The sequence below is a fragment of the Arthrobacter sp. 10N418 genome (genome assembly GCF_056394725.1).
The window spans coordinates 68,478-92,502 of record NZ_JBFTIK010000014.1 but is presented as its reverse complement, the minus strand read 5'-3'; the positions used below and the strand labels follow the sequence as shown (position 1 = coordinate 92,502).

15 protein-coding genes are annotated in these 24,025 nt (G+C 68.2%); 5 read left to right on the top strand and 10 right to left on the bottom strand.

What is annotated here, in order from left to right; translation table 11 throughout:
• Positions 1–107: 107 nt before the first annotated feature.
• Positions 108–2,810: a bifunctional acetate--CoA ligase family protein/GNAT family N-acetyltransferase gene (locus AC1DCZ_RS12970; protein ID WP_476974949.1), complete on the bottom strand. Its 2,703-nt coding sequence runs from the start codon at positions 2,808–2,810 to the stop codon at positions 108–110.
• Positions 2,811–2,877: 67 nt separating this feature from the next.
• Between AC1DCZ_RS12970 and AC1DCZ_RS12965 the strand changes: the two genes are divergently transcribed.
• Positions 2,878–5,418 (top strand): DNA gyrase/topoisomerase IV subunit A, encoded by a 2,541-nt coding sequence (locus AC1DCZ_RS12965; RefSeq protein ID WP_476974948.1) that lies wholly within the window; start codon positions 2,878–2,880, stop codon positions 5,416–5,418.
• 77 nt (positions 5,419–5,495) lie between these two features.
• Here the strand turns inward: AC1DCZ_RS12965 and AC1DCZ_RS12960 are convergent, their stop codons facing one another.
• Together AC1DCZ_RS12960 and AC1DCZ_RS12955 are read right to left on the bottom strand one after the other, a co-directional pair.
• Entirely contained in the window at positions 5,496–5,879 is a 384-nt protein-coding gene (locus AC1DCZ_RS12960; RefSeq protein WP_476974947.1) for a VOC family protein, read from the bottom strand.
• Between the two features lie 272 nt (positions 5,880–6,151).
• Entirely contained in the window at positions 6,152–7,777 is a 1,626-nt protein-coding gene (locus tag AC1DCZ_RS12955; protein ID WP_476974946.1) for an HNH endonuclease signature motif containing protein, read from the bottom strand.
• Between the two features lie 534 nt (positions 7,778–8,311).
• Here AC1DCZ_RS12955 and AC1DCZ_RS12950 point away from each other — a divergent pair.
• Positions 8,312–8,830 carry a DinB family protein gene (locus tag AC1DCZ_RS12950; protein ID WP_476974945.1) on the top strand — a complete coding sequence of 173 codons (519 nt, stop codon included), beginning with the start codon at positions 8,312–8,314 and terminating at the stop codon, positions 8,828–8,830.
• A gap of 73 nt (positions 8,831–8,903) precedes the next feature.
• Here the strand turns inward: AC1DCZ_RS12950 and cydD are convergent, their stop codons facing one another.
• Genes cydD through AC1DCZ_RS12935 form a run of 3 tightly spaced genes read right to left on the bottom strand, consistent with a single transcriptional unit; the run spans position 8,904 to position 15,199 of the window.
• Positions 8,904–12,515 carry a thiol reductant ABC exporter subunit CydD gene (gene cydD, locus AC1DCZ_RS12945; RefSeq protein ID WP_476974944.1) on the bottom strand — a complete coding sequence of 1,204 codons (3,612 nt, stop codon included), beginning with the start codon at positions 12,513–12,515 and terminating at the stop codon, positions 8,904–8,906.
• A 6-nt stretch (positions 12,516–12,521) separates the two neighbouring features.
• Entirely contained in the window at positions 12,522–13,571 is a 1,050-nt protein-coding gene (gene cydB, locus AC1DCZ_RS12940; protein ID WP_476974943.1) for a cytochrome d ubiquinol oxidase subunit II, read from the bottom strand.
• Between the two features lie 35 nt (positions 13,572–13,606).
• A complete protein-coding gene (locus AC1DCZ_RS12935) occupies positions 13,607–15,199 on the bottom strand; it encodes a cytochrome ubiquinol oxidase subunit I (protein ID WP_476974942.1) in 1,593 nt (530 codons plus the stop codon).
• A 318-nt stretch (positions 15,200–15,517) separates the two neighbouring features.
• On the opposite strand from AC1DCZ_RS12935, the gene AC1DCZ_RS12930 reads away from it, so the two are divergent.
• Positions 15,518–15,904, top strand: a complete 387-nt coding sequence (locus AC1DCZ_RS12930) for a BlaI/MecI/CopY family transcriptional regulator (protein ID WP_476974941.1) — start codon at positions 15,518–15,520, stop codon at positions 15,902–15,904.
• Positions 15,905–15,910: 6 nt separating this feature from the next.
• The gene (locus tag AC1DCZ_RS12925; RefSeq protein WP_476974940.1) at positions 15,911–16,900 is read left to right on the top strand and encodes a M56 family metallopeptidase; all 990 of its coding nucleotides are present in this window, start codon (positions 15,911–15,913) and stop codon (positions 16,898–16,900) included.
• A gap of 96 nt (positions 16,901–16,996) precedes the next feature.
• Here AC1DCZ_RS12925 and AC1DCZ_RS12920 read toward each other — a convergent pair whose 3' ends face one another.
• Entirely contained in the window at positions 16,997–19,105 is a 2,109-nt protein-coding gene (locus AC1DCZ_RS12920) for a DNA gyrase/topoisomerase IV subunit B (RefSeq protein ID WP_476974939.1), read from the bottom strand.
• A 239-nt stretch (positions 19,106–19,344) separates the two neighbouring features.
• Between AC1DCZ_RS12920 and AC1DCZ_RS12915 the strand changes: the two genes are divergently transcribed.
• Positions 19,345–19,566: a DUF7455 domain-containing protein gene (locus tag AC1DCZ_RS12915; protein ID WP_476896114.1), complete on the top strand. Its 222-nt coding sequence runs from the start codon at positions 19,345–19,347 to the stop codon at positions 19,564–19,566.
• 162 nt (positions 19,567–19,728) lie between these two features.
• Here AC1DCZ_RS12915 and AC1DCZ_RS12910 read toward each other — a convergent pair whose 3' ends face one another.
• From AC1DCZ_RS12910 to AC1DCZ_RS12900, 3 genes are all read right to left on the bottom strand, one after another.
• On the bottom strand, positions 19,729–21,066 hold the full coding sequence (locus AC1DCZ_RS12910; RefSeq protein WP_476974938.1) for an RNA polymerase sigma factor: 1,338 nt from the start codon (positions 21,064–21,066) through the stop codon (positions 19,729–19,731).
• A 268-nt stretch (positions 21,067–21,334) separates the two neighbouring features.
• On the bottom strand, positions 21,335–22,615 hold the full coding sequence (locus tag AC1DCZ_RS12905) for a DUF4192 family protein (RefSeq protein ID WP_476974937.1): 1,281 nt from the start codon (positions 22,613–22,615) through the stop codon (positions 21,335–21,337).
• A 77-nt stretch (positions 22,616–22,692) separates the two neighbouring features.
• Complete coding sequence (locus AC1DCZ_RS12900) at positions 22,693–24,024, bottom strand: MFS transporter (RefSeq protein WP_476974936.1); 1,332 nt, start codon at positions 24,022–24,024, stop codon at positions 22,693–22,695.
• Position 24,025: the final 1 nt, after the last annotated feature.

Sequence of the window (24,025 nt, the reverse complement as noted above, 5' to 3'; positions counted from 1 at the left end):
TCCATTTTCACAGATCGGCCATGGAGTTGCTAACTGCCGGGCCGCCCGCTCGGAGGCATGGCGCTGACTGGAAGCAATGGCGCCGGGCGGTGCCGGGCGGCAGGGGTTTAGCGGCGCATTGCGCGCCGGGCACTGTCGGTGCGCTGGGCGGCGTTGGCGATCCGGACGTCGGCCGCCAGGATCGAGGCGCCCTCGGGCCCGGCGAGGACCGGGTTGAATTCGACGAGGGCGATCTCAGGATGGTTGTCCTTGAGGCGGGTCAGCCGGGCCGCCAGGTCTTCCAGTGCCGCGGCATCCACGGCGGGCAGCCCCTGGTAGCCGAAGAGTTTCCGGGAGGCCCGCGGCGCCCGGATGAAGTCGTGGAGGTCGGAGCCGGACAGCGGCGGCACGCGGTGGGCCCAGTCGTCGAGCAGGTTGACGGCATCCCCTGCCAGGCCGAAGGAGACCACCGGCCCCAGCAGCGGGTCCTCTATGGCGCGGAAGGTGCAGGCCTGCCCCACCGGCACCATGGACTGCACTTCGAGGGACGGTGAGCCATAACGTTCCAGGGACTTGCGCATCTGCGCTATGTTGCGCCGCAGCGACGCGGCATCCTGGATGTCCAGCCGCACGCCGCCGAGGTCCAGCCGGTGCCGCAGGGCAGGGTCCGTTGTCTTCAATGCCACCGGCCAGCCGAGCCTGCCTGCCGCTGCCACGGCCTGCTCGGCCGTCTCGAACCCCTCGGACGGGACGACGCGGATGCCGTAACGGGCCAACACCCCTGCCGCCGTCCCGGCGTCGAGTCGAACGAGCTGCTCGCCTCCCACGTGCTGGAGCAACTGCTCCAGGTCGGCGCGGGCGGCGGCCGGCTGACAGCCGTCGGGTTCTACGAACAGGCCCTGGTCCCGGTCGAGCCACTGGGCGTAGCGGACGACGGCCGCGAGGGCTGCCACGGCCGCTCCCGGGTTTGAGTAGCACGGTACGGCAGCCGAGTGTGCCGCTGCGGCGTCGTCCGCTCCCACCATGCCTTCGACATTGATGGAGGGGTCCAGGATGCCGCTGAAGGCCGCGACCACTGGTTTTCCGGCCGCAGCGGAGCATTCGGCCAGCACGCCGGCGATCTTCTCCACCGTGAGCCCGTGCGCGGGGAGCAACGCGACGACCACGGCGTGGACGGTGTCGACCGTCAGGGTCTCCTGCAGGCTCCGGCGCAGCGCCGGCAGCGCTGTGGACATGCCGGCGTCGAGGTCGACGTCGGAGACGATGCGCTCGACGCCGAGCCCCTGCGCGGCCGCGCTGTCAGCGACTACCTTGCCGAGGGCGCGGGAGTTGCTGAAAACGGCGAGTCCCGGACCTGTGGGCAGCGGCTGGCTGGAGACGATCTGGGCGACGTCCATGAGTTGTTCGATCGTCTCGACGCGGATGACGCCGGCCTGGCGCATCATGGCGTCGAGGGCCTCCGGCGGCGCCTGCGTGGTGCGGACGGCGTGGCCGGGCGGGAGGTTCAGGCCCATGGCGTCGGATTTGGCGACGATGACGGGTTTGGTCCGGGCCAGCCGGCGGGCCAGGCGGGTGAACTTGCGCGGATTCCCGATGGACTCGAGGTAGAGGCCGACCGCGGTGGTGTCGGCGTCGTCCTCCCAGTACTGCATCATGTCGTTGCCGGACACGTCGGCGCGGTTGCCGGCCGAGAGGAACGCGGAGATGCCTACCCGGCGTCGGCTCGAAGCGGCGTAGAGGGACACGCCGATCGCCGCCGACTGGCTGAAGAGCCCCAGGCCGCCGCGGCGGGCGAGGGAGGGCGCCATCGAGGCGTTGAGGGATACTGCCGGGTTGGCGTTCACAATCCCCAGCGAGGCCGGGCCGATCACCCGCATGCCGTTGGCGCGGGCCTGCCTGACCAGTTCGCGCTGCCTCTGAAGTCCGCGGTCGCCGTCGTCCGCGTACCCGGCGGTGGCCACGACGATCCCCTTGACGCCCGCGGCGCCGCAGTCCTCCACGACTTTGGGGACCTCGTCGTACGGGACCGCAATGATGGCGAGCTTGACCGGGCCCGGCACCTCGGAAAGCTTGGCGAAGGAGAGCATCCCGGCAAGTTCCAGGGCCTCCGGGTTGATCGCGTAGACCGGGCCGGTGAACCCGCCTTCGATGATGTGTTCGAGCAACTGGTAGCCCACGGTGCCCCATTTGCGGCTGGCTCCAATGACCGCCACGGAGGACGGGGCCAGCAGTTCCTGGATGCTGCGCGCCTCGGCGCGGTGTTCCCGGGACTCCATCACGGCCCGCGACTTGTCCGTGGGGTCGATGTTGAACTCGAGGCTGACGACGCCGTCGTCGAAGTGCCGTTTGACGTCATAGCCCGCGTCGGAGAACACCATGAGCATCTTGCGGTTTTCCGGGAGCACTTCGGCGCTGAATTTGCGGATCCCGTTTTCGCGGGCGGCGGCGGCGAGGTGTTCGAGCAGGATGGAGCCGATTCCGCGGCCCTGGTGGGCGTCCGCGATGTTGAACGCGACTTCCGCTTCCTCGGGGTCATCCAGCCGGTCGTAGCGGCCAATCCCCATGATCTCCCCGCCGATGGTGATCACGAGGGCCACCCGGTCCTTGTAGTCCACCTCCGTGAAACGCTTGAGTTCCTTGCCCGAGAGCTTGGACTTGAAAGCGAAGAACCGCATGTAGATGGACTTTTGCGACTGGCCGATGTGGAAGGCCTGGACGGCCTCGGCGTCGGACGGGTGGATGGGGCGCAGATGGGCTGTGCCGCCGTCGCGCAGGACAACATCGGCTTCCCAATATTCCGGATATACGCCGTGCTCGGGCTGATCCACCATAGGCTTAGCCTAGTCATAAACGTACGCAGTACCCGTTCAGCACCCCCTAGAAGGACCTTCCAGCCTTATGGCCCGCCGCCAAACCACGTCCCCCGCCGGGGAAGCCAGCCAAGATTCCGCAGGAATATTCGTAGAAAACATCGTCGATATTGATGTCACTTCCGAGATGGAGGGCTCGTTCCTCGAGTACGCCTATTCGGTGATCTACTCCCGGGCGCTCCCCGACGCCCGCGACGGCCTGAAGCCCGTGCAGCGGCGGATCCTGTACATGATGAGCGAGATGGGCTTGCGCCCGGACCGGGGCCATGTCAAGAGCGCCCGTGTGGTGGGCGAGGTCATGGGCAAGCTGCACCCGCACGGCGACGCGGCGATCTACGACGCCATGGTCCGCATGGCCCAGGACTTCTCGCTCCGGCTGCCCCTCATTGACGGCCACGGCAACTTCGGCTCGCTCGACGACGGCCCGGCAGCACCGCGGTACACGGAAGCCAGGCTGGCGGCGGCGGCGCTGACGCTGACGGACCACCTGGACGAGGACGTCGTCGATTTCGTCCCCAATTACGACAACCAGCTGACCCAGCCGGACGTGCTGCCGGCGGCGTTCCCGAACCTGCTGGTCAACGGCGCCACCGGCATCGCCGTCGGCATGGCGACGAACATGGCCCCGCACAACCTCGTCGAAGTGATCTCCGCGGCGCGGCACCTGATCGAACACCCGGACGCCACCCTTGAGGACGTCATGAAGTTCGTGCCCGGCCCTGACCTTCCCACCGGCGGCCGGATCGTGGGCCTGGACGGCATCCGGGACGCGTACGCCACCGGGCGCGGGTCCTTCAAGACCCGGGCCAAGGTCGAGATCGAGCAGCTCTCCGCACGGCGGACCGGCCTGGTGGTCACGGAACTGCCCTACATGGTTGGCCCGGAGAAGGTGATCGAGAAGATCAAGGACGCCGTCAACGGCAAGAAGCTGACCGGCATCAGCGACATCGTGGACCTGACCGACCGCAAGCACGGCCTGCGCCTGGTGATCGAGCTCAAGAACGGCTTCAACCCGAACGCCGTGCTCCAGCAGCTCTACCGCTACACCCCGATGGAGGATTCCTTCGGCATCAACAACGTCACCCTGGTGGACGGCCAGCCGCAGACCCTCGGCCTGCTGCAGCTGCTCTCCGTCTACGTGGACCACCGCATCACCGTGGTCCGGCGCCGCACCGCCTTCCGGCTGGGCAAGAAAAAGGACCGCCTGCACCTCGTGGAGGGCCTCTTGGTCGCGATCGTCGACATCGACGAAGTCATCCAGATCATCCGGTCCTCGGACGAGGCGGCCGCGGCCCGGACCCGGCTGATGTCCATTTACGACCTCTCCGAGATCCAGGCCAACTACATCCTGGAACTCCGGCTCCGGCAGCTGACCAAGTACTCCCGCATCGAGCTGGAGAAAGAGCAGGAGGAACTGCGCCGCGAGATCGCCGAACTCGAAGCCATCCTCGGCTCCGACGAACGGCTCCGCGCGCTGGTTTCCACCGAACTGGCCGACATCGCCGAGAAGTACGGCACGCCTCGGCGCACGGTGCTCCTCGAATCCGAGGCGGTCTCCCCCACGGTCGCTGCCGCCCTCGCCGCCGCACCCGGCGCCAAGGGCAAGGCCGCTCCCCTGGCGCTCGAAATCTCCGACGACCCCTGCTGGGCCATCTTGACCGCATCAGGCCAGATCGCCCGAACCGCCAACCAGGACAGCCTCGCCGAGACCGGGCCCCGGACCAGGCACGATGTCTTCTCCTCGGTCGTCAAGACGTCCGCCCGCGGCGAGATCGCGGCCATCACCTCCCAGGGCCGCATGTTGCGCCTGCAGGTGATGGACATGCCCGTCCTCCCGCCGACGTCCGGGACCCCGAACATGGCCGGCGGCGTACCGGCCAAGGATTTCATCACGCTCCTGAAGGGCGAATCGCTCGTGGCGTTCGCGCCGCTGGACCAAATACTGGCGGTCGGCACCGCCCAGGGCGTGGTCAAGCGCGTCCAGCCGGACTATCCGCTGAACCGCGAGGACTGGGAAGTCATCGCCCTCAAGGACAAGGACACCGTGGTGGGTGTTGCGCCCGCCGCTTCCGACGACGACGACCTCGTCTTCCTGACGCGCCAGGCGCAGCTGCTGCGCTTCAGCGCGGCTGCCGTCCGCCCGCAGGGCCGCACCGCCGGCGGCATGGCCGGCATCAAGCTCGCCGCCGGGGACCGCGTCCTGTTCTTCGGCGCGGCCGCACCGGCGGACACCGCTGCAGTCGTTGTGACCATCGCGGGCACCGAGGGCGCCCTTCCGGGTACAGCTCCCGGCGCCGCCAAAGTCACGGCACTGGCGGAATATCCGGCCAAGGGCCGGGGCACGGCCGGGGTCCGGGCACACCGGTTCCTCAAGGGCGAGGACACGCTGCTCCTCGCCTGGGCCGGACACGGCCCGGCGAAAGCGTCCTCCCTGGCCGGCGTGGCAAGGTCACTGCCCGGCGAGCACGGGCGCCGGGACGGATCCGGCATCCCCCTTTCACAGGCCATCGACGCCATCGGCCCCAGCATGGCGTGGTTCGGGGAGCCGGGGTCCGGGACGGACGAGTAGCCCCCGGACGCACCTTGTCAGGGAGGGGAGGTCCGGGCGGCGGGTCCGGCCGGGCCCGCATTCAGTGGACGGCCCGGCTAGGCCATGTGGTTGAGGTTCAAGATGTTGCCTTCGGTGTCCAGGAACCACGCGGCCAAACTCCCGTCGGGCGTGGTGGCAATGCCGTCCTCGGTCTTCAGTCCCGGGAAGTCGTATTCTTCGAAGACGACTCCATTGGCCCGGAGCTCCGCAACGGCAGCCGGCAGGTCGTCGACCAACCAGCCGATCTGCGTGTTCTTGGCGGTACCCGCATTGGGTGTCTGATAGAGCAGGAACCCGGTTCCGCCGCCGCACTTGTACTGCAGGTTGTCCTCGGCATCCGGGTTCTCGGGTTCGAGCCCGAGTTTGTCGCGGTAGAAAGCACGCGCACGGGCGATGTCCGCCGCCGGCAGCACTCCGCCGACTTGCTGATCCTTGAGCATGGCTGTTCTCTCTCTTTCCAGGCCCGCCCCCCGGAAGGAATTTTACTCCTCCGACTGCCCGGCGTATCTGCAAAACTGGGCGCGGTTTTCCGGCGGCGGCCAGCTGTATTGCGCTTATGGACTTCGCGTTGCCAGGCTTGGGCCAGTGCGCCGCAGCCACTCGATGGATCGGTGTCACTCCCGAGCCGTGGTCACTGTCCGGGGGCCACCACGTGGGAAAGCATTTGTGGAGATGCTGCGGTCATCCGTGGGGTCGTCCCTGCGGGCCGCGGTCACGCGCCCGCGCTGAGGTCGGCGGGTTTAAAGTAGTGGTTGCGGCGCGGCCGTTGCCGGGGGTCGAGGTGGGGTGGCGGGATGAACCAGGGCACCCCGGTCCGGATTTGGATGGTCCAATGTTCTTTGTGGATCACGTGGTGGTGATGGGAGCACAGCAGTGCCCCGTTGTCCGTGCCGGAGGTGCCGCCGCGGGACCAGTAATCGATGTGGTGTGCTTCGCACCACGGTGCGGGGATGGTGCAGCCGGGGAAGGAGCAGCCCTGGTCCCGGGCGGTGAGGGCCTTGCGGATGTGCGGCGGGAAGATCCTCGAGGCGCGGCCGATGTCCAGGATCCGTCCTCCGCCGCCGAGGACGACCGGGATGATGTCCGCGTCGCAGGCGATCTTCCGGACCGTGGAGGCCGTGACCGGTCCGGTGAACAGCAGGGTCCCCGTGTGCTCCAGTGCCCGCTCCGCTGATGCCGGGCGGTCGAGCCGGGCCAGGAGGTCCCGGTAGTCGATGGTGACCATGACCTGCGGGCGCAGCCCTCCCGTGGCGGGCAGCGAACCGGCCGCCAGCGCGGCCTTGCAGGCCCCCACCAGCCCATCGAGGAGCTTCTGCGGCCGGGACCGCAAGTCCAGTCCGGCCGCGCTGGGGTCATCCTCCGAAACGGCGGCCCGGGCAACGCCGGCCGTGACACCGGAGGCAGGGATGTCCCCCGCGGAAGGGAGCTGGGAGGACGTTTCACCTTCTGGCGCCGTGCCCGGTGCGCCGGAACGACCGGCGCGGGGGTTGGTCGCGGTGTTCATCACGGTCAGGAGGTGCTCGAACTGGTCGGTGGTCGCGAAGATCTCCACATGGTGCAGGCCGTGGCGCTGCCGGCGGATGAACGCGCCCTGAAGCTGGCGCAACAGCTCCTCGGAAGGTTCGGCACCGTCCTGGTCCATCGCGTCCGCCCAGCGCCGCGCGACCCGGACCAGGAAGTCCGCATCGTTCCCGGCCGCCGTGCGCGTCAGGGCGTGCTCCATCCGCGCCGCGGACTCCGCATCACACACCTGCCGGACCCGGTCGAGCGCCAGCGTGACAATCGTGGCGGCCCGGGACGCGACCTCACCGGCCGCGACGGCGGCACCGAGTTCCCCGCGCACGGCAGGCAGCGGCTCCCCGGTAAATCCCTGCCGGGGCAGGATGCTCCCGGCGAGGGCGAGCCGGCGCCGGCCCTCGGCCGCGCCGATCAACAGCCGCGCCCGCAGGAACTCAACTGTGTTCCGGCACCCGTCATCCACCGGAACCACCGCACCCGACCGGGACACCGGCCCGCCCCTGGAGACTCCGGCCGCCGTAACGGGCGAAGCACCATCCCCGGCCCGTGTCCCACCAGCCGCGGTGGCCACAGCCGCCAACGTCGCCCCGCTCCCGCCGGAACCGTCCCGCCAGCCCGTCGTCCACGATGCGGTGACCTTCGCGGCGTCCGCCGCAGCCTGCTTCCAGGTCCGGTCCACCGCGCCGGCCGCCACGAGCTGGAGATACTCCACATGCCTCGAGATCTCCTCCATCCGGCCGGCGAACTCCGATGCCGCACGGAAACCAAACAACGCCGCGTCCTGCACCGCCGTCGCGCCGATCATTTGGAGTGCGGCCAAAACGCCGTCCACACCAGGCTGAAAGCCCGGGTCCGTTCCCTGAAACGAGCAGGGAATCGTGCCGCAGGCGAGAGCGGGGCCGGTGCACCTCTCCGTGCCCTGCCCCTCGTCCTCGAAAGGAATGAAATCCCCGACGGCTTCCACAATCACAGTCTGCCAGTGGGGTGTGACGTTTTAGCCGGACCGGGCGTGGGCCGGACCATCGAGACTTTGTCCAGAAACCTGGACGTGGCGCCAGGCTTGAGTCGGGGGAGGAACCCCCTCACATCCGAAAATATGGGCCGACATTGCCCACCTACTATTACTGTCCCGGCGAGCTCCATGACGCGATGACCATCCGTGCTCTCTCAAGTCCGGACGAACAGCCCCATTCGATGCAGACACTCTTGCGGGCCGTTACCGACGCCTTCGACAGCGAATGGAGGGTGCGGGCGATGTTGCGCTCCCGGTACAACTCCCCGCCGTCCGCCCTCGCGCTCCGGATGCCGCCGGGGCACGGATGCCCGGTGGACCGAATGCACTTACACTGCTGGAATGCCTATCATCCCGGATACCAAGGACTGGACCTGGGTCCTGTCACGGCCCTGCCCAGAGTGCGGTTTCGATGTCTCGGTGGGGACCCCGGCCACCGCGCCGGGGATCATCACGAGCATGCTCCCCCGATGGCGTGCCGCCGTCCGGCGGCCGGACGCGGCGGAACGGCCCGATGACGCCACGTGGTCGGTCCTCGAGTACAGCTGCCACGTCCGGGACGTCTTCACGCTCTTCGATCACCGGCTGTCACTCATGCTGGCGGAGGACGACGCCCGGTTCGATGACTGGGACCAGGACCGGACTGCGATCGAAGAGGACTATGCCAACGCCGACCCGGCCGGGGTCGGCGCCGAGCTGACCGCCGCGGGCGAACAGATTGCCGCGTCCTTCGCCCGCGTCCCGGAGGACGACTGGGGCCGCAAGGGAACCCGCAGCAACGGCTCGGTGTTCACCGTACTGACCTTTACGCAGTACTTCCTGCACGACGTCGTCCATCACCTCCACGATGTGGACGGCTGACAGAACCCTCCCGGAGGCCGAGAGGGCCGTAACCGGCGCCATGTCGGTCCATGGGCAACAGTCCCAGACCGGGCTATGCCCGCGCCGGAACCGCCGCCAGGGCGGACCCTTCGCCCGCAGCAACCGCAGCAACCGCAGCAACCGCGGCAGCCGCCGAGTCAAGATCCAGCCGGGCATCCGCGGCGTCGATATCGTCCGGGTTGTGCGTCACGAGAACCACAGTACGGTCCCGTAGACCGTCCCGCAGTTCGGCCAGCATGGTCCGGCCCGCCTCCGCGTCCAGGTGCGCCGTGGGTTCATCGAGCAGGATCACCTCCGCCCCGGTCATGAGGGTGCGCGCCACGGACAGTCGCTGGCGCTCTCCGCCGCTGAGAAATGCACCGCCCGGGCCTATCCTCGTGTCCAGAGCATCCTCAAGGCGCGCCAGTAGCGGGCCGAGGCCTACGGCGGCGAGGGCCGCCTGAAAGTGCCCGTCCAGCACTCCGCCGGCAGCGCGGTCATCTTCGCGCGGCTTCTCCGGGAGCCCCAGCATCAGGTTTCCGCGGATGGTGGAGTCGAAAAGGTGTGCCTCCTGCGGGCACCACGCTGCGCGGCCGCTCAGGAAGAGCCGGCCGCTTTCGGCCGGAAGGAAGCCGAGGATGACAGCCAGCAGGGTGGATTTACCGGATCCGGACGCCCCGGTCACAGCGAGCCAGTGTCCGGGCTCGGCCGCCGCCGTGAGTCCGGAGAAGACCGCATTGCCGCCCGGCCAAACGGCGGCGAGCCCCTCAAGTTCGATTCCCGGAGCGCCTCCGGGCCGTGAGGCCACGGCAACGAGGCCGGATGCATCCTCCGTGCCCCCTGCGTGGCTCCGGTCCAGCACCCCGGCGTCGCTGATCCGACGCAGCACCGTGCGGAGCGCCGGGTACTGCCGGACCGCCGTCGTGATGGCCGCATAGGGTTCAACGAGGGCAAGCTGCAACAGGACGACGACGGCGACCGTCGCCGGCACGGCCGCGCCGCTGGCCACCGCCGGCGCGGCCAGAACGGCGCTGGCCAGGGCGGCAGCCCCGCAGGCCAGCATCGTGAGGCCCTGGCCGAGCCCTTCTGCCCATGCGGAGCGCTGGGATGCTGCTGTCGCGGCCCGGTCGGCCCGGCCAATCGCCTCAAGGACGGGGGCAGCCACGCCGTTCGCGTGCAGTTCCGCCCGGGCGTCCAAGGCCGCGGCGACGTCACGGAGCACGCCGGACCGGAGCCGCTGTTCGGTGCCGGCGGCCATGCGGTCGGCGGCAAGGGCCAGCGCCGGTGCCGCGAGCAGGCTCACCAGTGCGGCCGCAACCACCGCCGGGAGGGCGCCCGGCAACAGCATCCCGATCCCGGCCACTGCGGCCGCGGCAACCGCGACTGCGGTCACGGGCGGCAGTACGACGCGGGGCAACAGCTCCCGGAGCGTGTCGACGTCGTCCACCACGGCGCCCAGGACGTTGCCGCCCTGCAGGAGCCGGCGCAAGGATAAGGCGCGCCGGCTCAGCGATTCCCAAAGCCGGCCCCGGAGCCGGGTCAGGGCGGCGAAGACGGCGTCGTGCAGCAACAGCCGCTCGGCGTACCGCAAGGCCGCCCGGCCGACGCCAAAAAACCGCACGCCGACGATGGCGGTGAGCAGATACAGGATCGGCGGCTGTTCGCTGGCGCGGATGATCAGCCAGCCGGAGAGCCCGGCGAGGGCAACGGCGAACAGGGCCGCCAGGGTGCCCACGGCGCCGGCGGCCGCAAAGCGGCCCGATACCGGCGCCAGGAGCCGGCGCAACTGCGTTCCGACAGAGCCGACGGGAACAGTGCGGGCGTCCGGTCGTGCCCGCGCCGGGGCCGTGTCCAGTCCAGCGTTCCGTTTGGCAGTCGGGGCCGCGGCCGTGACCGTGGTCGTGGTCGCGGCATGGACGGCCGACGGCGGTCGGATCGCCGCATCCCGCACGTCCGGGTCTTCCCCGGCGGATGCCGGCAGCGGACCGGGGCCCGGATATTCGATGCCAGGGTGGCCGTCACCGTGCGAAGCCACCGCGACGAGCACGTCGGCCAGTTCCCTCGTCTGCCGGTCGTGCGCGACGAGCAGCACGGTTGCCCGGCCCCGCAGCCCGGCGATTGCCCGGCTGACGACGGTGGCGGACTCCCGGTCCAGGTGGGCCGTGGGCTCATCGAGCAGCAGGACGGTGGCTCCTGCCTCGATCCGGGCCAGCCCGCGGGCCAGTGCCACGCGGCGCAGCTCGCCCGGGCTCAGTTCCGCCGGGTGCTTGTGCGCCAGATGGGCCGCGGCAACGGCTGCCAGGCAACGCCGCGCTGTGTCGCTGGCGGCCGCGGCGTCATCAGCGCCGGCGCCGGCCAGCGCGGATGCCGGCGCGGATGCCGCAGCAGACGCCGGCGCACCGAGGTACAGCCGGACCTCCTCCAGCACAGTAGACGCCACCATGACCGGATGCTGCGGCACCCAGGCGGTGTTCGCTGTCGTGAATCCTTGAAGGCGACCGCTGATCGCTGTTCCGGCGCCTCCCGCGATGGTCCCGGCCAGCACGCCCAGCACCGTGCTCTTGCCGGCGCCGCTGGCTCCGTCGAGGGCCGTGATCCTGCCGCGTGCCGCGGTGAAGCTGAGCGGCCCTACGGCAGGGTCCGTCCGGCCGCGGTAGCGGACCGTCAGGCCCTCTACCGCAATTTCGGGCGGCCCGTCCGTCCCGGTCTGCCGGGACGGACGGGCGGAGGCTGCGGCCGGTCGCAGTGGAGCTGGTTCCGGCCCCTCAAGGACCGTCGCGGTGTCGGCGAGCGCGGCGCGGCCTTCATCGCTGGCATGGTGGGCGGTGCCCAGCTCGCGAAGCGGAAGGTAGCAGTCGGGGGCCAGGATCAGCGCCAGCAGCCCCGCTTCGAGGGCGATGTCCCCGTTGACCAGCCGGACACCGATGAAGACGGCCACCACGGCCACGGAAATCGTGGCGATCAGTTCCAGGGCCAGAGCCGAGAGGAAAGCGGTGCGCAGGGTCCCCATGGTCCGGGAGCGGTACTCCTCCGAGATATCCTCCAGGGCCTTACGCTGCGCTGTGGCGCGGCCCAGGCCCACCAGGACGGGGAGTCCCTTGGCAAGTTCCAGCATGTGCCCGGAGAGCCGGGACAGCGCGGATTGGGCTTCCCTGACCCGTTCTTGCGTGTACCGCCCGATCAGGATCATGAACAGCGGCACGAGTGGCACGGTCAGTACGATCACCACGGCACTGATCCAGTCCGCAAACAGGATGCGGGCCCCGAGCAGCAGCGGGATGGCCGCGCAGTTGACCAGGGCCGGAAGGAACTGCGTGTAGTAGCTGTCCAGCGCGTCGAGCCCCCGCGTGGCCAGGACGGCGAGCCCGCCGTCGGAGGGGCCTGCGGAGCGGGTTCCGCTGCGCAGCGCCCGCTCCAGCAGCTGCGCGCGTAGCTCCTCTTTGACTCCCAGCGCCGCGCGCCGGGAGGCGACGGCCTGCGCCCAGACGGTGACGGCGCGAAGTGCCACTCCCGCGGCCCCCCAGACAAGCGGCTCAGCCCAGCCGGGATTGTGCACCATCAGCCCCGCGAGCATCGACGCCACCGCCTGTCCGATGAGCACCAGCGAGAGTGCCTTCAGGGCGGCGAGCAGGCCCAGCAGATAAAGGGCGGAGCGCGTTGCAGGGCCGGCCGGGAAGGGTCTCATCAGCTTCTAGTCCTTGGGGGCGAGCGCTTTGGCGGCGATCGCGGGAAGGAAGCTGTGGGCCTGGGGAATATGCGCGGCACTCACGCGGCGACGGAACACCCAATACGTCCAGGCCTGGTACGCCAGGACCAGTGGCAGCCCGATGCAAGCCACAATGCTCATCAGGCCCAGCGTGTAGTCCGAGGAGGAGGCGTTGGAGATCGTCAGGTCGAACGCGGGGTTCAGCGTGGACGGCAACACCACCGGGAACGCGGCGCCGAAGATCGACGCGCTGCCGAGCAGAAGGAAGACGCCCAGGGACAGGAACGCCCTTCCCTCCGCACCGTTGCGGGCGAAGTTCCAAGCGAATGCGGCGGCCACGACGGCGAGCACGACGGCGGCCACGGTCCAGGCCTCGCCGCTGAGCAGCTGCAGGCTGACGGCCCAGCCCGCAATCGGCAGGAGCAGCACCGGCAGTAGCCGGACGAACCACCGCCGCGCCCGGTGGCGGACGTCGCCGTCGGTCTTCAGTGCCAGGAACGCCAGCCCGTGCAGGAGCGAGAACCCGACGACGGCGAGGCCGCCGAGCACGGCGTAGCCGTTGAACCACGCGAACGGGCCGCCCTCGCGGTCACCGTTCGCGTTCAGCGGGAGCCCGGTGGTGGTCAGGGCCAGTGCGGCGCCCACGCCGAAGGCTGCCACGAGCGAGCCTGCCGAGATGGCCCAGTCCCAGCGCGCACGCCACTGCGGGGTGTCCACCTTGCCGCGGTACTCGAACGCCACGGCCCTGAAGATGAGCGCGACGAGGACCAGCAGGAGCGGCAGGTAGAGTGCCGAGAACAGGGAGGCGTACCAGAGCGGGAAGGCCGCGAAGGTGGCGCCTCCGGCGGTCAGGAGCCAGACCTCGTTGCCGTCCCAGACCGGCCCGATCGTATTGAGCAGGACGCGGCGTTCGGTGTTGTTCCTGGCGAACCCTTTCATCAGCATGCCGACACCGAGGTCAAAGCCCTCGAGAAAGAGATAGCCCGTCCACAGCGCCGCGATGGCAATGAACCAGATGGTGGGTAGCAGTTCCATGCTGAGAATCCTCTGCGCTTCCAGGTTGCGGTGGCTTAGTAGGCGAAGGCCAGGACGTCGTCCCCGGCTCCGGGTTTGCCCGGACCGGGCGTTTTGTCTTCGTTTTCGTCGGCGGCGGCGTGGGCGAGTTCGGGCATGGCCGAGACCACCCCGCCGCGGATGTAGGTGACCAGGAGCCTGACCTCGACCACCAGCAGCACCGCGTAGACGGCCGTCAGGACCAGGAGGGAGGTCAGGATTTCCCCGGCGGACACCCCCGGGGAGACGGCTGCGGCGGTGAACATGAAGACCTGGTCGATTCCGCTGGGATCCGGGTTCGGGGCGACGACGAAGGGCTGGCGGCCCATCTCCGTGAAGATCCAGCCGGCGGCGTTGGCGCCGAAGGGTGCCAGGATGCCGAAGACGGCCAGGCGCATGAGGCCACGGGAGGCCGGCACTGTCCCCTTGCGGGTGAGCCAGAGCGCCACGAGGGCAGCGAGCGCGGCGAGTCCGCCGAACCCGATCATCATCCGGAAGCCCCAGTAGGTGACCTCCATGACGGGCACGTACTGGATGTCCTGGCCGGCGTGGGCACCGTAGATGGGGTTGTCCGGCAGGGTGGTGCCGTACTTTGCCTTGTACTCGTCCAACAGGCTGTTGACGCCTTTGACTTCGGTGGTGAAATCGCCCTTGGCCAGGAAAGACAGGATGCCGGGGACCTCGATCACGGCAACGATGTCGTTGCAGTTCTTCGATCCGAGGTTGCCGACGCTGAGGACGGAGAATCCGGTGCCGTCGTGGCAGGCCGCTTCGGCGGCAGCCATCTTCATGGGCTGCTGTTCAAACATCAGCTTGCCCTGCAGGTCGCCGGTGACGGCGGTTCCGGCGAAGGAGATCATGGCAACGACGGCACCGATCCTCAGCGAACGGATCCACACGGCGTGATCGGTGCGGTCGCGGCCGGAGATGGCGGCCTCGCCGGGAATTACCTTGCCGTCGGGACCGACGGTGTCGATCCCGTCGTGTCGGCGGCGCCACAGGTGGTACCAGGCGATGCCAAGCAGGAAGCCGCCGGCGACGGCCAGTGCGCCGAAGAGGGTGTGGGGGACGGCGACAAGGGCCGTGTTGTTAGTGAAGACGGCCCAGGCATCCGTCATGTGGGGCCGGCCGTTGACCATTTCGACGCCCACGGGGTGCTGCATCCAGCTGTTGGCAACGATGATGAAATAGGCGGAGAAAGCGGAGCCGATCACGGTGACCCAGAGGCAAGCGAGGTGGACGCCGCGTTTGAGCTGCTTCCAGCCGAAGATCCAGAGGCCCAGGAACGTGGACTCCACGAAGAACGCCAGGAGGGCCTCCATTGCCAGCGGGGCACCGAAGACGTCGCCCACGAAGCGGCTGTATTCGCTCCAGGCCATGCCGAACTGGAATTCCTGCACAATGCCGGTAGCGACGCCCATGATGAAGTTGATCAGGAAAAGTTTGCCCCAGAACTTCGTCATCCGCAGGTACTCGGCCTTGCCGGTGCGGTACCAGAGCGTCTGGATCACAGCCACGACCAGGCCAAGGCCGATCGTCAGGGGCACCATCATGAAGTGGTAGACGGTGGTGATTCCGAATTGCCAGCGTGCGATTTCCAAGGCGTCCAAGGCAGTCCCTACTTTTGGCTAGGTTTGAGCAAGTTCTACATAGCGTAGAACTGATAGTTCTACAGAGTGTAGAACACATCGGCGCTTCCCAGTAACCCAGACTCCCACGGCCCGTCACAGCCCGCAATGGGGCCGGGAGCCCGACGCCGACACCTCCGCGCGATGCCGCGCGACGCCGACCGACACGCCGGAGCGACGCAGTTCTACCTCATGTAGAAAGAATGCGCAAAACACGGTAAATTTAAGACTGAAGTATTCACGCCCCGCCCCGGCAACAGACGCATCACGCCGGAGCGGCCATCAAAGAAGGACGATCGAATGGCAAGTCTCGGTGAACTGGAACGGGCAGTGATGGATCTGCTCTGGGCAGGCCATGAGGCTGCAACGGCCAACACCCTGCGTGACCTGCTCGCGCAGAGCACGCAGGCCCAGGACGGCACGGCCGGCCACGAGGGCAAGGACCTTGCCGTCACCACGGTGCTCACAGTGCTCTCCCGCCTAGAGCGCAAGGGTCTCGTCGAGCGCGAACGCGGCACGCGTCCGCACCGCTACCAGGCGGTTTCCAGCCGTGCAGACCACACCGCGGAACTCATGCATGAGGTCCTGGGATCCGCTCCGGACCGTGAAGCTGTGCTGGCACGGTTCATTGGCTCGGTCACTGACACTGAAGCGGAAACACTGCGCAAACTGCTGGGCCGCAGCTAGCGCCCGATGTTCTGGACCTCATATCTTCTGGCGGTCCTGGCGGTAGTACTGGCATGGCCGGTGCCCATCGTTCTTTCCCGTGCCCAGTGGCCGGCCCGCTCCCCCTTCACGGCGATGCTTCTCTGGCAGGCGATCGCGCTCGCCGGCGGTCTGTCCATGATCGGCGCCATGCTGGTCTACGGGCTGGAGCCGGTCGGGGACAACCTGCTGGCAGGTCTCAAAGCCCTGGCCGGAATGGTCTTCAACAACGCGCCCACCACGGAGCTGGGCTTCTGGCACATCTTTGCGCTTTCCGCCGCGGCACTCCTGACGGCCCACCTCGTCTTCACCCTGCTGCTGACCTACTACAAGATCCAGCGGCAGCGGCGGCGGCACCGGGAGCTCCTGGCCCTCCTCGCCTCGCCGTCCGATGACGGCCCTGGGACCATGGTCATCAGCGTGGACTCCCCCGTGGCCTACTGCCTCCCGGGCGGGGCACGGTCCGTGACGGTCTTGTCGGACGGGCTGATGGCGGCCCTGGAACCCGCCGAACTGCGTGCCGTGCTCATCCACGAAAACGCCCACTTGAGCCAGCGGCACCACCTGCTGCTGTGGGCTTTCGCCGCCTGGCGCCAGGCACTTCCCTGGCTTCCCACCACGCGGCTGGCCCAGGAAGCGGTCAACTCCCTGATCGAGATGCTGGCCGACGACGTCGCGCTGAAGACCGAGAGCCGGGCCACCCTCATCAAGGCGATCGCCATCGTGGCGAGCGGCTCCGCGGGCGCGCCGGCCAGCCGGCTGGCCTTCAGCGAAAATGGGATGGCCGAGGGCGATACCGGCCAGCCGGGCGCAACGGGAGGGTCCGGATCGGCACGCACGACGGCGTCGCGCGTCAGCCGCCTGCTCTCGCCGCAGCCTCCGCTTCCGGAAGCACTGCGTACCGTGGTCCTGGCGGCCTGCGTGCTCCTGCTGGCGCTGCCGACGGCGCTGTTGCTCGTCCCGGGCCTGCTCGGCTGAACCAGCCAGCTCAATCACGGCACCCGGTTCAAGCCCAAAACAGCGTGAGGGCCGCCCCCGAGCGCGGCTTGACACGCGCCCGGGTTTAGATGACGCTCAGGCGTCGATCCGTTCCCGGTCCAGGCTCGCGGCGCCGGCGATGATGAAGTCCTTGCGCGGCGCGACGTCGGAACCCATGAGCAGGTCAAAGGTGTCCTCGGCCTGCTTCGCGTTCTCGATCCCCACTTTGCGCAGCGTGCGGTGCCGGGGGTCCATCGTGGTCTCGGCCAACTGCTCCGCGTCCATCTCCCCCAGGCCCTTGTAGCGCTGGATCGGCTCCTTGTACCGCTTGCCCTCCTTGGCCAGCCTGGCCAGCAGGACGTGCAGCTCCGCCTCCGAATAGGTATAGATCATCTCGTTGGCCTTCTGGCCCGCGTTGACGACCTCGACACGGTGCAGCGGCGGGACGGCGGCAAAGACCCGGCCCTCATCGATCATGGGCCGCATGTAGCGGAAGAACAGCGTCAGGAGCAGCGTCCGGATGTGGGCGCCGTCGACGTCGGCGTCCGTCATGAGGATGACCTTGCCGTAGCGGGCGGCGCCAATATCAAAACTCCGGCCCGAGCCGGCACCCACCACCTGGATAAGGGCGGCACATTCGGCGTTGGAGAGCATGTCCCCCACCGAGGCCTTCTGGACGTTGAGGATCTTGCCACGGATGGGCAGCAGCGCCTGGAAGTCCGAGGAGCGCGCCAGCTTGGCCGTGCCGAGGGCCGAGTCGCCTTCCACAATGAAGAGTTCGGAACGGCCGACGTCGTCCGTGCGGCAGTCCGCGAGCTTGGTGGGCATCGACGAGGTCTCGAGCGCGTTCTTGCGGCGTTGCGTTTCCTTGTGGACGCGGGCCGAGATGCGCGACTTCATCTCGCTGACGATCTTCTCCAGGAGCAGCGCGGACTGGGCCTTGTCGTTGCGGTTCGCGGACGTCAGCTTGGCGTTGATCTCCTGCTCCACCACCTTGGCCACGATGGCGCGGACGGCGGAAGTGCCGAGGATTTCCTTCGTCTGCCCCTCGAACTGCGGCTCGGCCAGGCGGACTGTCAGGACCGCGGTGAGCCCGGCGAAGATGTCGTCCTTTTCGATCTTGTCGTTGCCGGCCTTGAGTTTGCGGGCATTGGTCTCGACGGCTTTGCGGAAGGTCTTGAGCAGCGCCTGCTCAAAACCGGATTGGTGGGTTCCGCCCTTGGGCGTGGAGATGATATTGACAAAGGTGCGCACCGTGCTGTCGTAACCGATCCCCCAGCGGAGAGCGACGTCGACTTCGCAGTCCCGCTCGACCTCAGCGAGCTGGCTGTGGCCCTTTTCGTCAATGACGGGCACCGTCTCCTTGAACTTCCCCGCCCCGTGCAGGCGCCAGATGTCCGTCACGGCGGGGTCTGCGGCGAGGAAGTCGACGAACTCGGAGATGCCGCCGTCGTGGTGGAAGATTTCCTCGTGCGGCCCCGACTCCCCCGGCGTGCCCGCAATCTTGCGTTCGTCCCGGACCGTCAGCTTCAGTCCGGGGACCAGGAAGGACGTCTGGCGGGCACGCGCGGCGAGCTCGTCGTAAGAGAACTTGGCGTCCGGCGTGAAAATCTGCCGGTCCGCCCAGTAGCGGATGCGCGTTCCGGTGACGCCGCGTTTGGCCTTGCCCACGATGTCCAGTACTGAACCGTCCACGAACGGCTCGAAGACTGCTGCCGGGTCCGGCCTGGTGCCCGGGTCCTTGAAGCGGCCGGGCTCGCCCCGGCGGAAGGACATCTTGTAGGTCTTGCCGCCGCGGTCGACTTCGACGTCCAGCCGGGAGGACAGGGCGTTCACAACCGACGCGCCGACGCCGTGCAGGCCGCCGGACGCGGTATAGGAACCGCCGCCGAACTTGCCGCCGGCGTGCAGTTTCGTGAAGACCACCTCGACGCCGCTCAGTCCGGTCTTGGGTTCGATGTCCACCGGGACGCCGCGGCCGTCGTCGTGGATCTCCACCGAGTTGTCCGCGTGCAGGATGATTTTGATGTCGTGGCCGAAGCCTGCGAGGGCCTCGTCGACGGAGTTGTCGATGATTTCCCAGAGGCAGTGCATGAGACCGCGGGAGTCCGTGGAGCCGATGTACATGCCCGGGCGCTTGCGGACGGCCTCGAGGCCCTCCAGCACGGAGAGGTGCCGGGCGGTGTAATCAGAACTGGGTGCCACTGGTCGTGAACTCCTTTTGCGACGGGACCTGCCACAGCGGGCAGTCAGAGCATGTTGACGCTCTTCCCAGCGTAGTCGGACTGCCGCCGTTCACCGGGTTGCCACTCCTCCGGGGGCCGCACACCGGGGTACCCGTTACCGAGACGTGATACGCGTACAGCGAAAGTGGGCCATCCTTGCGATGGTTCCGCAGCGAATGCTGGTTATATAGGTATACCGAACTACCAAGGAGGCCGAACATGACAACAGCAGTTGCGAACCGCACACTCACCACCGTTGACCGGTGCGATCGTTGCGGAGCACAGGCATATGTCCGGGTTGTTCTCGGAGCCTCCGGCGGTGAGCTGCTTTTCTGCGGCCACCACGCCCGCGCCGTGGAACCGACACTCAAGCCGCTCAGCTCAGACTGGCACGACGAGACTGCACGGCTGAATGAGAAGGCGCCGGTTCCGGTCGACTAGTTCCGTTAGCGTTCAGCCGAGCTGACCTGACCTGAGACCAAAACTGGCCAGGGCCCCTCCATTCCGGAGGGGCCCTGGCACTTTAACAACGCGGAGGCACTCCCCGCCCATTCATCCGAAGATTATGGGCGCGAAGTGACTCCGCGCTGCGCTGTGCGGGTTCTAGTCCAGGTAGTCGCGCAGGACCTGGGACCGCGACGGGTGCCGCAGCTTGGACATCGTCTTTGATTCGATCTGGCGGATCCGCTCACGCGTGACGCCGTAGACCTTGCCGATTTCGTCTAAAGTCTTCGGCTGTCCGTCGGTCAGGCCAAAGCGCATCGCCACGACGCCTGCTTCACGCTCGGAGAGCGTGTCCAGCACCGAGTGCAGCTGTTCCTGCAGGAGGGTGAAGCTCACAGCATCCGCCGGAACCACGGCCTCGGAGTCTTCGATGAGGTCGCCGAATTCGGAGTCGCCGTCCTCGCCGAGCGGGGTGTGCAAGGAGATGGGCTCGCGGCCGTACTTCTGTACTTCGACGACCTTCTCGGGGGTCATGTCGAGCTCGAGGGCCAGCTCCTCCGGGGTGGGTTCGCGGCCGAGGTCCTGAAGCATCTGCCGCTGGACGCGGGCCAGCTTGTTGATGACTTCCACCATGTGCACCGGGATACGGATGGTGCGGGCCTGGTCTGCCATGGCACGGGTGATCGCCTGGCGGATCCACCAGGTGGCGTAGGTCGAGAACTTGAAGCCCTTGGTGTAGTCGAACTTCTCGACTGCACGGATCAGGCCCAGGTTCCCTTCCTGGATGAGGTCCAGGAACAACATGCCGCGGCCGGTGTACCGTTTGGCGAGCGAGACCACGAGGCGGAGGTTGGCCTCCAGCAGGTGGTTCTTGGCGCGCTTGCCGTCGTGGATCACGAACTCAAGCTCACGCTTGAGCTTCGGGTCCATGGTGCCGTCGTCGGCGTTGATCTTTTCTTCGGCGAACAGGCCGGCTTCGATCCGGAGAGCGAGATCCACCTCCTGCTCGGCGTTCAGCAGGGCGACCTTGCCGATCTGCTTGAGGTAATCCTTGACGGGGTCGGCCGTGGCGCCGGCCGACATGACCTGCTGCACCGGGGCGTCGTCGTCATCAGCGTCGGAGTAGACGAAGCCGGAGCCGGTGGTGGCTGCTGCCTTGCCTGCTGTTTCTTCGCCGTCCTCACCGAGTTCGGCGGCGCCGGGCGTGATGTCATCGAGGTCCTCGTCGACGTCGGCATCATCCGAGTCGTCGTCGCCACGGGCGGATTTGCCTGCGGCTTCTGCCGCGGCTTTAGCGCCGGGCTTAGGCCCGCGCTTCTTGGGCTCAGGCTTGACGGCCGCCGAAGCGGTCTCGCCGCCCTCGGCGGAAGCTGCGTCTTTGACAGCCTTGTTGGCTGCACGCGTGGCGGCGCGTTTGGCGTTCGTCGCCGCCTTCTTCTCATCAGGGGACAATTCGGCCTGGTCGGCGGGTTCCTTCTTCGCGGAAGACGGGGTCACAGAAAACCTTTCTAGCAGCGGTCTGTGGAATCACCATACGGGCAACACCACTATGACCCTGTCAAGTCCGTGTTTCACATCATGTGCAACCACGGCCAGCAGAGCCACTAAGTAGAACTGCCGGGGCGGCCATAATGTTCCCTGTTTCCAAGGTTCATTGCGGGCACTTGATACACGGACCCAACCGGGTCTCGGCAACCATTGTCTCACGGTTTTTCGAATCGGCCCCCTTCCCCGGGCCCCGCGTGCGCAATATTTGGGCAGCTCCTCACGCTGCGTCCGGTGTGAACTTCTGCCACGCCGCGTCCCGCTTCGACGCCCAGCCGCAGACCGTCCCGCGCCGGGCCAGTTCAGCCAACAGTTCCGCCAGCCGGTAACCCGGGCATTCCTGCAACGCCCGGCTGAACAGCGCGTCCGCGAAAGATCCGCGGCCGCGGCACCACTCGATCCAGCCACGCGCCGCGAGCGAGGCGGCCCGCGATTCCCCGCTGCCGTCAGCGCCCAGCAGCGTGAGGACACGTTCCAGCCGCATCATCAGGGCCCAGTCCGGGACCGCGGGCGAGAGACCCAGCAGAACCTCTCCATAGCCGGGAGCCTCAGACGGATGGCCGCCGGACCCGCCGGTCGGGCTGCCCGCGCCAAGGGGTGGCGCCGCGGCAGGGAAGCCGTCCAGCGGCGGCATCGGCGCGGGCGGCCCGGCGCTGCCGTCGAAGATCCCGAATTCCACGGGGCCGCGTTCGGCCGCCGCGTGGCCCGCGGCAGCCATCACCAGCACGGCGTCGCGCCACGCCTGGACGCAGAGGCTGGCCCGCAGATAGCCGGCGAGCCCCAAAGGCAGGTCCGGGTTAGGGCCGGGCCGCAGTTGCCGGGCCGGCACGGCGTGCAGGACCCGGGCCCAGACGTCGAGCACCTGCGTGAACTGCGTCCGGCTCCGCCGGCGTCGGAAGAATTCTTTCGCCCAATCGAGCTCCGCTTCAAGCGCCGCCGGATCCTCAGGCTGCGGGGGCTCGGCGGCTGCACCCGGGGCGGCTCCGACCATGCTGCCGCGCAACACCATCTCGGCGTTGAGCCTGCTGTTCCTGATCTCCTCGACAGGCCGGCCGGGAGCGCAACACTCCGGATCAGCGCAGTATGCGTTCCGCCAGAAGTCGGCCCCGATGATCCAGGCGTCCCGCACCGGCATGCCGCGTTCCCTGAGGGCGAGCTCCAGCTCAGCCAGGAGCGGGGCCCAGGGACCGGCGCCGCCATCGCGGCCGGTGAAGAGGGCCAGCAGCGAGCCGTCAGCCTCGTCGTCGGCCGCCAAATAGGACGCGACGGTGCGCGCGAAGTCGGCGAGGGCGGCAACCCCGCCGGGCATCCCGCCCTTGCTGCCGGCTGGACCGCCGGCTGGACTGCCGCCGGGAAGGTCGAGCCGCAGGGTAGCGCCGAGCCGTTTGCCCTGCATGGTCATGGCCACGAGGCTGTTCTCCGGCCAGTACCCCAGGGAATGCGGGATGAATCCGAGAATGTCTTCCGGGCCGGTGATTTTCAGATGATCGGGAGGTGTCATGAGGCCAGCTTCGCCGCGGCCGGGTCCGTGTGTAAGCCCGGAAAGCCGCTATGTGGACAACCCTGGAGGATCAGGCGTCACGGGGTGCGGCGGCGCTCCACATTGAGCCGGCGCTGCCGGGCCAGGGCAGTCAGCAGCGGCGGCACAACAGTTCCCTGGGCCGCCATCTGGCGGCGGACCTTCCGCCGGGTCGCGAGGATGGCACCGGCACCGCCCGCCAGCAGCAGGAACTGCACGCCCAAGGCGATGCGGAACGGCTCAAGGCCATACAGCTCGCCATGGGAGAACCCGGTGGAGTGCAGGACGTCGAGCACGAGGCCGATCAGGAAGATGGCCACGAGGGAGGCAATGAAGCCGCCCACGTTCACGATCCCCGTCGCTGTCCCGAGCCGGTGGGCCGGGTTGAAGGTCCGTGCGAAGTCGAAGCCGATCATGGAACCGGGACCCCCCACGGCCAGCACCACGACCAATCCCGCCAGCAGCCACAGCGGGGACCGGCCCGGCATCAGCAGCACCGCCGCCCAGGCCGCGCCCGTGGCGGCCGAGATCAGCAGCACCATGGTGGAACGCCGCAGGGGGTGCCGGGCAACGAAGCTGCCCATGAGCGGGCCGGCGGCGATGGCGGAAGCCACGTAGAGCGTCATGAGAGCCGAAACGGTCCCGCCGTCGAGTCCCTCGGCCGAAATCAGGAAAGGGTAACCCCAGGTCATGGCGAAGACCGTGCCGCTGAACTGGACGGTGAAGTGGCTCCACAGGCCGAGCCGGGTTCCCGGCTGCCGCCACGCATGCCCAAGCGAAATGCCCGTGGCACGCAGGCCTTGCAGGGGCTGGGGTGCCGGATGCCCCGGAGGCAGGTCCTGGAGCAGGACGAGCACCAGGACCGCAGCAAGTGCGGACATCGCGGCGAGCGTCAGGAAGGCAGGCGTCCAGCCGGCCGAGTGCAGGATCATGGCGAACGGCACGACGCTGAAGAGCTGCCCCAGCTGCCCGGACATACCGGTCAGCTGCGTGAGCAGCGGCACCCGGGCGGGGGCGAACCACAGCGGGAGGAGCCTGATCACGGAGATGAAGGTCATGGCGTCGCCCGCGCCGACGAGCACGCGCCCCATGACGCCGCCCGGAATGTTGTCCGCAAACGCCAGCTGGAGCTGGCCGAGTCCCATCAGAATGGCGCCGCCGGCCACCATGGCCCGGGAGCCGAACCGGTCCACGAGCACTCCTACCGGGATCTGCAGGGCGGCATAGACGAGCAGCTGAAGCACGGTGAAGAAGGAGATCTGGGCCGCGCTGGCATGGAAGCGCGCCGTGGCTTCCAGGCCCACGACACCGAAGGACGTTCGCTGGCTGACTGCCACGAGGTACGCGAAGATCCCGATGATCCAGATCAGCCAGGCGCGGGGGGAAGTCACT

Excerpts from the sequence above, each read along its gene's own strand:
- cydD (WP_476974944.1), bottom strand. The coding sequence starts at position 12,515 with ATGAGACCCTTCCCGGCCGGCCCTGCAACGCGCTCCGCCCTTTATCTG.
- cydB (WP_476974943.1), bottom strand. The coding sequence starts at position 13,571 with ATGGAACTGCTACCCACCATCTGGTTCATTGCCATCGCGGCGCTGTGG.
- AC1DCZ_RS12925 (WP_476974940.1), top strand. The coding sequence starts at position 15,911 with ATGTTCTGGACCTCATATCTTCTGGCGGTCCTGGCGGTAGTACTGGCA.
- AC1DCZ_RS12930 (WP_476974941.1), top strand. The coding sequence starts at position 15,518 with ATGGCAAGTCTCGGTGAACTGGAACGGGCAGTGATGGATCTGCTCTGG.
- AC1DCZ_RS12960 (WP_476974947.1), bottom strand. The coding sequence starts at position 5,879 with ATGCTCAAGGATCAGCAAGTCGGCGGAGTGCTGCCGGCGGCGGACATC.
- AC1DCZ_RS12915 (WP_476896114.1), top strand. The coding sequence starts at position 19,345 with ATGACAACAGCAGTTGCGAACCGCACACTCACCACCGTTGACCGGTGC.
- AC1DCZ_RS12970 (WP_476974949.1), bottom strand. The coding sequence starts at position 2,810 with ATGGTGGATCAGCCCGAGCACGGCGTATATCCGGAATATTGGGAAGCC.
- AC1DCZ_RS12965 (WP_476974948.1), top strand. The coding sequence starts at position 2,878 with ATGGCCCGCCGCCAAACCACGTCCCCCGCCGGGGAAGCCAGCCAAGAT.
- AC1DCZ_RS12950 (WP_476974945.1), top strand. The coding sequence starts at position 8,312 with ATGCCTATCATCCCGGATACCAAGGACTGGACCTGGGTCCTGTCACGG.
- AC1DCZ_RS12905 (WP_476974937.1), bottom strand. The coding sequence starts at position 22,615 with ATGACACCTCCCGATCATCTGAAAATCACCGGCCCGGAAGACATTCTC.